This is a genomic window from Desulfofundulus sp. (assembly GCF_049701015.1).
Lineage (GTDB): Bacteria > Bacillota > Desulfotomaculia > Desulfotomaculales > Desulfovirgulaceae > Desulfofundulus.
Map to the genome: position 1 here is coordinate 1 of NZ_JBNATZ010000032.1, position 7,517 is coordinate 7,517.

A 7,517-nucleotide genomic window follows, 5' to 3' on the forward strand; every position below is an offset into this window, starting at 1 on the left:
CTTTGTGGTAGCCCTTACCCTCCTGCATATGCTGGTACCAGAGGATTATTCCCTCCAAGCGGGCCTGGCAGGGGAGGGGGGCGGCCTTGTAGGTGCGGTTTGCTTTTTCCTTTTGGAGCGTTCCTTTGGTTTTACAGGTACCTGGGTTGTCCTGGTTACTTTGACTCTGATGGGAGTGCTTTTGAGTAGCAACGTTTCTCTGAGTGCGTTATTAAACAGGTTTATGGTTGTTCTTAAAAATCTCTGCGAGCATGCCGGTGGTTTATTGTTTATGGAAGTGGAAGAGACAGGGGATAAGCCGGGGGGAGAGCCGGTGATTATAGATCAAAGTGGGCCGGGGATATCAAGCGCGGAGATAATTACTCCAGCGGAAGTGACAGGTGTACAGGAGGTTGATCATAATGCATGTGATACGGCGGTTACCCGCGCTTTGTGCGCAGCACCCTCTCCTGTTTCCCCACCCGGCGGAACTGCCGGGGAGAAGGAGGTTTCTTCCGGTTCCCAGCCTTATCAATTTCCTCCTTTGAGTCTGCTGTCCAAACCGGCTCGTTCCAAAAATATAAAAAATAGCAGAGATATTACCGAAAATATTCGTAAGCTGGAAGAGACTCTTAACAGTTTCGGGGTGAAAGCCAGGGTGGTGCAGGTTTCCCGGGGGCCGGCCATTACCAGATATGAGATTCAGCCTCCGGCCGGTATCAAAGTCAGCCGTATTGTCAGCCTGGCCGATGACATTGCGCTGTCCATGGCAGCACCTGACGTCCGTATCGAGGCACCTATTCCCGGTAAGGCGGTTGTGGGGATTGAAGTACCCAACCGGGAAGTTTCCATGGTTTATTTGAGGGAGTTGCTGGAAACTCCGGATTTCCGGCAGGCTTCTTCCCGGTTAACCGTGGCCCTGGGCAAAGATATTGCCGGCAATCCGGTGGTGGCCGACCTGGCCCGCATGCCCCACCTGCTGATTGCTGGTGCAACCGGTTCCGGGAAAAGTGTTTGCTTGAATACCATTATTGCCAGTATTCTTTTCAAGGCTACGCCCGGTGAAGTGAAGTTTTTAATTATCGACCCCAAAATGGTGGAGCTATCTACCTACAACGGGATCCCGCACCTGGTGTCGCCCGTGGTCACCGATCCCAAAAAGGCGGCTACCTCGCTGCGCTGGGCCGTTAAAGAAATGGAACACCGGTATGAGCTGTTTGCCGCGGCTGGAGTGAGAGATATTACACGTTATAACGAGCTCTGTCGCAGTCAGGACACGGGTTTGGAGCCACGGGAGGCGCTCCCGCTCATTCTAATCATCATTGATGAACTGGCTGATTTAATGATGGTCGCTCCGGCTGATGTGGAGGATGCGGTGTGTCGTCTGGCTCAGATGGCCCGCGCTGCAGGGATTCACCTGGTAGTGGCTACCCAGCGCCCTTCAGTGGATGTCATCACCGGCCTGATCAAAGCCAATATCCCTTCACGGATCTCTTTTGCCGTTTCTTCCCAGATCGATTCCCGCACCATCCTGGACATGGCCGGCGCGGAAAAGCTCCTGGGAAAGGGGGATATGTTGTTTTTCCCGGTGGGTTCACCCAAACCCATCCGGGTTCAGGGAGCGTATCTCTCCGATCAGGAAGTGGAAGCGCTTGTGTCTTTCCTGAAGAAACAGGCGAGCCCTCATTTTGAGACACAGGTCGTCCATGAAGAAAGTCATGAGGAACGGGAGGATGAAATGGAAGACGAGTTGTTGCCCCGTGCTGTGGAAATATTTATTGAAACGGGTCACGCGTCCATTTCCCTGCTGCAAAGGCGTCTCCGTGTGGGGTATGCCCGGGCGGCCCGGCTGATGGACATTATGGAAAAGAAGGGCATTGTAGGAGGGTACGAGGGTAGTAAGCCGCGCTCCGTGCTCATTACCCTGGAGCAGTTCAAACAAACTTTCAAAAAAAGGTAGGGTAAAAATTTGTGGCTCGAAAGGAAACTGGAGTTGTATGTAGAAAAACACTTTGTTGACCTGCGCGGAATGTTCTCGGCTTTAAATAGCCGGGAGTGCAGAGGAGACTAGAACGACCTGGAGTAGGGCAAAAGTATAGTATCAGCCAGTATAATATGCAGGTGACATTATGATTAAAGAAATTAACGTCACTGAAGCCCTTTCTTTAAGGGATGTTCTTTTATTGGATGTGCGTTCGGAGGGTGAGTACGGCGAGGCAACTATTCCTGGTGCGGTAAATGTTCCTCTGCTGGACAATGTGGAGCGGGCTCTTGTCGGAACCGTGTATAAAGAAAAAGGACCGGCGGAGGCCCGCAAGTTGGGTCTGGAGCTTATATCCCCCCGCCTGCCCCGCTGGGTCGAGACTGTAGAACGACTGGCTCATGGCCGGCGATTGCTTCTCTTTTGCTGGCGGGGAGGACTGCGCAGTTATTTTGCGTCAGCCATCCTTGATACAATGGGCTTTACCGTATATCGCATCCTGGGGGGGTATAAGGCCTATCGCCGTTTTGTTAACTGTTACCTGGGAGTAGAGGAGCTGCCGTTGAAGGCCGTGGTCATTCACGGATTGACAGGGGTGGGCAAGACAATTTTACTTGGCCGTCTGGCGGAAGAGGGCCTGCCCGTTTTAGACCTGGAGGGGCTGGCCCGGCACCGCGGGTCCGTCTACGGTAAGATTGGCTTGCCTCCTTCTCCCAGCCAGAAAATGTTCGAGGGACTTATTGTTCAGGCCTTGATGGCAGCAGAAAAAAAAGGGGTATTTATCGTTGAATGTGAAAGCCGCCGTTTAGGCAACCTGCTGGTTCCACCAGTGATACTCAGGGCTATGGAGAAAGGGTACCGGGTACTGCTCTATGACTCTCTGGAAAATCGTGTAAGGCGCATCCGACAGGAGTATACCTGTGGACCGCAACAGAACATCCCTGCGTTACAGGAAGCCACTGCGGCCCTGGCCAGACACCTTGGTACACGACGGGTGGCTGAACTGAACCGGTTGCTGGCCCGCGGAGAATTTGACCAGGTTTTTTCCTATCTTTTGACCAGATACTATGATCCTCTCTACGGATATCCAGATGAACCCAGCCCGGATTATGATCTTTGTGTAAATGCGTCTGATATGGATGAGGCAGCCAGACGGGTAAGGGAGTGGATTACAGGTCTCCCCGAATATGGACGGGTGAAGGAAGGTGAATCCGGTGGAGATTGGAAATATGCTGCGGGAAGCCCGCCATGCCCGGGGGTTGTCCCTGGAGCAGGTTGAGGCGGAAACGAAAATCCGCCGCAAATACCTGGAGGCACTGGAGGAGGAGGCCTTTGATGTGCTGCCCGGGCGGGTTTATGTACGGGGTTTTCTCCGCAATTACGCCAGGTTTTTGGGGCTGGATGCCGGGGCCCTGGTGGCCCGAGTTGATGAGATGTTGTCTCCCGAAGAGGTACCACCTGCTGCACAACCATTTTCTGGATCTACCAAAAGACTGCCGTTCAAGTGGCCCTCACGCCGCCTTGCCTGTGCGGCAACGGGGTTGTTCATAGCCATCCTTCTCTTATGGGGTGCTGGTTGGCTGGCCGGTCTCACCCATGGTGCGGCTTACGACGTTGTTTCCCGGGCTAAACCTGCAGGTAGCCCCGCCAGGTCGTCCCCGGAGCACGCCGGTTACACGCAACACCGGCAAACCTCTTCCTCTGCACCGGCTTCAACTGTAGCCGGTAACAGCAAGCCGGAAGGGGTTAACCTGGTTCTCAATGTTACCGATGAAACCTGCTGGATGCAGGTAGTAGTTGATGGTAAGGCCATATTTACCGGTGAAGTTCCAGCCAATCAATCTAAATGCTTCCAGGCCAGGAACCACATCTGGGTTAAACTTGGCAACGCCGGTGTGGTCAATGTACAGGTAAATGGCCGGGATCTGGGTGTACTTGGGGGTAGGGGACAGGTGGTAAGCCGGGAGTTTTCCGTCTCCACCCAGGGATAGGAGGTTTTTCATGAGTTCCTTTATCTGTGACTCATGCGGTCAAGAGGTCAGTCTGTATGACGGCGTTCTCTCCTGGTACCGGAAAGGACGGGAATTGGGTAATTTCACCATTACACACCGTCCCGGGAAACACTGTTCGGGACGACCTGAGAACAATGTTTACCGCGATCTTTTCCGGGTGGCTTCAGTCAAAGGTTATCTTGCCTTTGTACAGTACCTGATAGCCCGCTGGAGTGAAGGATGCGTTCTTAACGATTTTTCCTCCCTGAAAAAAGCCATTGCCCAGATCAACTCCCATATCGACGAAGGAATAGCAAGCTTGCTGGGCGAATAAACCCGGTTTTTATCCGGGCGGCCCTTTCGGGCCGCACCTTTTTTTGACAGGACCGTTTTTTTTGAGTTATACTGAACCCGGGTTGGTGAAGTAGCAAAATGTCCTACCGTATTGGCATGGTCAGTCTGGGTTGTGCGAAAAATCTGGTGGACACAGAACTGATGTTGGGGCAGCTGGCTGCGGCCGGATTTGCCATTACGCCTCACCCTGAAGAGGCGGATGTCCTGATCGTAAATACCTGTGGTTTTATCACTCCCGCCAAAGAAGAATCCATCGATCAAATTTTGGAGATGGCACAGTACAAAAGAGAGGGCCGCTGCCGGGTGCTCCTGGTTACCGGGTGCCTGGCCCAGCGGTACTCCGGCGAATTAATGGATGAGATGCCCGAGGTTGACGGTGTGCTGGGTACGGGCATGATCAACCGGGTGGTAGATGTGGTTCGGCGAACTCTGGCCGGGGAACGGGTTGTGGCCGTGGGGGAGCCCGGTTTTGATTATGATGCCGACCTGCCCCGGATTAGAACTACCGGTGGGCACACGGCTTATGTAAAAATTGCCGAGGGTTGCAGCAACTGCTGTACTTATTGTGCCATTCCTTCCATCCGGGGGGCCTATCGCAGTCGCACAATGGAATCCATCCTTCAGGAGGCCAAAGACCTGGCCCTGAATGGAGTTAAAGAGGTTGTCCTTGTGGCTCAGGATACCACCCGTTATGGCCTTGACATTTACGGGGAACGGAAGCTGGCTTCGTTGTTGTGTTCTCTCAATGATTTGCCCGGCATACGCTGGATCCGCGTGCTTTATGCCCACCCTGACGGGTTTACCGATGAACTCATCGATGTTTTTTCGTCTTGCGATAAGGTTTGCCGCTATATCGATTTACCTCTACAGCACGCCAGCCCGGTTGTGCTGGCCCGCATGGGGCGGGGCCGGAGTGCCTTTAAGCTTCGCGAGCTTGTCTCCAAATTGCGCCGGTCTATTTCCGGGTTGACCCTGCGTACTACTTTTATGGTCGGTTTTCCCGGAGAAACGGAGGAAGACTTTCGACAGTTGCTCGATTTCATGAGCGAGATGCGCTTTGAAAGGGCGGGGGTGTTTAAATTCTGCCCCGAGGAAGGTACACCGGCTGCTGCTATGACCGACCAGGTTCCGGAAGAAGTTAAGGAAGAGCGTTACCACAGGGCCATGGCTTTACAGCAGCAGATATCCCTGGAGCACAACCGTTCTCTGGTAGGTAGCCTCGTGCACGTTTTGGTGGAAGGGAAGAAAGGCACCCGTTATTTCGGCCGTACCGAGGCCGATGCTCCCGAAATTGACGGCCGGGTGTACTTCGCAGGTGGCCGTGCGAGTCTTGGCCCGGGCGATTTTGCGGTCGTAAAGATTACCCGGGCCAGGGAGTACGACCTGATGGGGGAACTTGCATGAATTTACCAAACCGTTTGACCCTGGCCAGGATTTTTTTGATTCCCATCTTCTTGACCGTGGTATCCCTCCAGGTGCCTTACGGGGACTACGTTGCTGCTGCCGTTTTTATTTTGGCTGCCAGCACCGATGGCCTGGATGGTTACCTTGCCAGAAAACGCCAGCTCGTTACCCGGTTTGGTAAACTAATGGACCCCCTGGCGGATAAGCTTCTGGTATCCAGTGCCTTGATTTCACTGGTTGAACTGCACCGTTTGCCCGGTTGGGTATCCATGATCATTATCGGGAGGGAATTTGCCATTACAGGACTGCGCTCGTTAATGGCTGCCGAGGGTACTGTTCTCGGGGCCAGCATGCTGGGTAAGCTCAAGACCATCACCCAGATTATAGCCATTGTAGCCCTTCTTTTACAGGCCTCTCCCTTTAGCGTCACCCGTTTGACCCCCGGGAACCTGGCTATGTGGATCGCTATTGTTTTTACCATCTGGTCGGGGGTCGATTACCTTAACCGGGGCTGGACGCTGCTTAAAAAAGATGGTTTTTAAATTCCTTTTTAAACTTAAAAATTTTTTGAAGGGATCGGGTATATGCAGTGGTATGGATGGCGTATTCCAATAATATTGGTGGCAATGCTGGTAGGTCTATCTTTTTTCTTTGCTGTCCAGTGGATTTATAACCGTTACAACTATCAGGAACCTCTTGCACGGGTGTTGGAGGCTGATAGGGCGGTTCAGAACTTTTCTATTGAAAGGGAGGACGGGGTCTATAAAATTACCGTACAGCCAAAGGATATAGTTGACCTGGGGGATACCTACCGGAGGTTGAGGAAGTCGATTCAGAAAGTCCTTGGCCGCCAGCCTTTTACTCTTGAATTTAAGGATAACAGGGATCGGGAACTGGAAAAGGCTTTTTATTACAGCCAGTTTGCCCTCTATGAGGCTCAGGTACGGGGTAATTACCGGGAGATGGTTCGTTATATCGAAGACCGGACTGCTTCGCTGGGGGTGGAAGCCATTATTTCTCTCGATGAAGAAAATATATATGTGCATATGAAACACCGGGACTGTCACCTTTATAGAGTAATCCCCCGCAGGGTCGTTTCAAGCCCCGAGAACACCGGTTTAACCCGTTAGTTTTCAAGGTACCATTTGTGGTATACATTACCTGAGCCTGTTGTCCCCTCCTATATGCTATAATAAAAATGTTATCACCAGACAACTTGCCGGTTGATCAGCTGATTGAAGGGAAGGTATTTCATGTTGAAGGAAATTGGCCTGGGTCTGGTTCTGGCCGGTATCCTTTTCCTGCTCATCAACGGTCATGATGTAACTCCGCTGATCTTTGTGGGCGCGGCCGGGGCGGGTTTGTACTATGTGGCCCGGTCTCGCGGTTTACTGGCCCGTAACTTTGCTGGTGAACAGGTGATTGCCCGCCAAGAGATTTCCTTTGCCGACATCGGTGGCCAGGCGGCGGCCATTCAGGAATTGCGCGAGGCCCTTGACTTTATTAAAAATTATCACCAGATTCAAAAGCTGGGCATCAGGCCGTTAAAGGGAATTTTGTTGACGGGGCCACCCGGTACAGGAAAAACCCTGCTTGCCCGGGCGGCGGCCAGTTATACCGATGCCGCTTTTGTGGCCTGCAGCGGTTCGGAATTTATCGAAATGTATGCCGGTGTGGGCGCGCAGCGGGTGAGGCGCCTTTTCCAGATGGCCCGGGAAAGTGCTCTAAAGCAGGGTAAAAAGCATGCCCTGATCTTTATCGACGAGATCGATATTCTCGGAGCCAAAAGGGGCCAAACTACCAGCCAT

General features: G+C 52.7%; 7 protein-coding genes and 1 pseudogene. All 8 read left to right on the plus strand.

Features of this window, described 5'->3' with window-relative positions; genetic code table 11:
• A partial coding sequence (locus tag ACPLUI_RS03500; protein WP_424658891.1) for a DNA translocase FtsK occupies positions 1–1,939 on the plus strand: 1,939 nt, incomplete at its 5' end.
• Between the two features lie 169 nt (positions 1,940–2,108).
• Positions 2,109–3,239, plus strand: coding sequence for a tRNA 2-selenouridine(34) synthase MnmH (gene mnmH, locus ACPLUI_RS03505; protein WP_424658892.1), 1,131 nt, complete (start codon positions 2,109–2,111; stop codon positions 3,237–3,239).
• On the plus strand, positions 3,190–3,951 hold the full coding sequence (locus ACPLUI_RS03510; protein WP_424658893.1) for a helix-turn-helix domain-containing protein: 762 nt from the start codon (positions 3,190–3,192) through the stop codon (positions 3,949–3,951). Before mnmH ends, ACPLUI_RS03510 begins: the two co-directional genes overlap by 50 nt.
• A 10-nt stretch (positions 3,952–3,961) precedes the next feature.
• On the plus strand, positions 3,962–4,285 hold the full coding sequence (locus ACPLUI_RS03515; RefSeq protein ID WP_424658894.1) for a hypothetical protein: 324 nt from the start codon (positions 3,962–3,964) through the stop codon (positions 4,283–4,285).
• A gap of 98 nt (positions 4,286–4,383) precedes the next feature.
• Positions 4,384–5,709: a 30S ribosomal protein S12 methylthiotransferase RimO gene (rimO, locus tag ACPLUI_RS03520; RefSeq protein ID WP_424658895.1), complete on the plus strand. Its 1,326-nt coding sequence runs from the start codon at positions 4,384–4,386 to the stop codon at positions 5,707–5,709.
• Positions 5,706–6,251, plus strand: coding sequence for a CDP-diacylglycerol--glycerol-3-phosphate 3-phosphatidyltransferase (gene pgsA / locus ACPLUI_RS03525; RefSeq protein ID WP_424658896.1), 546 nt, complete (start codon positions 5,706–5,708; stop codon positions 6,249–6,251). The genes rimO and pgsA overlap by 4 nt, the downstream gene beginning before the upstream one ends.
• A gap of 42 nt (positions 6,252–6,293) precedes the next feature.
• The gene (locus ACPLUI_RS03530; protein WP_424658897.1) at positions 6,294–6,839 is read left to right on the plus strand and encodes a hypothetical protein; all 546 of its coding nucleotides are present in this window, start codon (positions 6,294–6,296) and stop codon (positions 6,837–6,839) included.
• A 123-nt stretch (positions 6,840–6,962) separates the two neighbouring features.
• Positions 6,963–7,517: pseudogene (locus ACPLUI_RS03535) on the plus strand (AAA family ATPase); the annotation flags it as partial.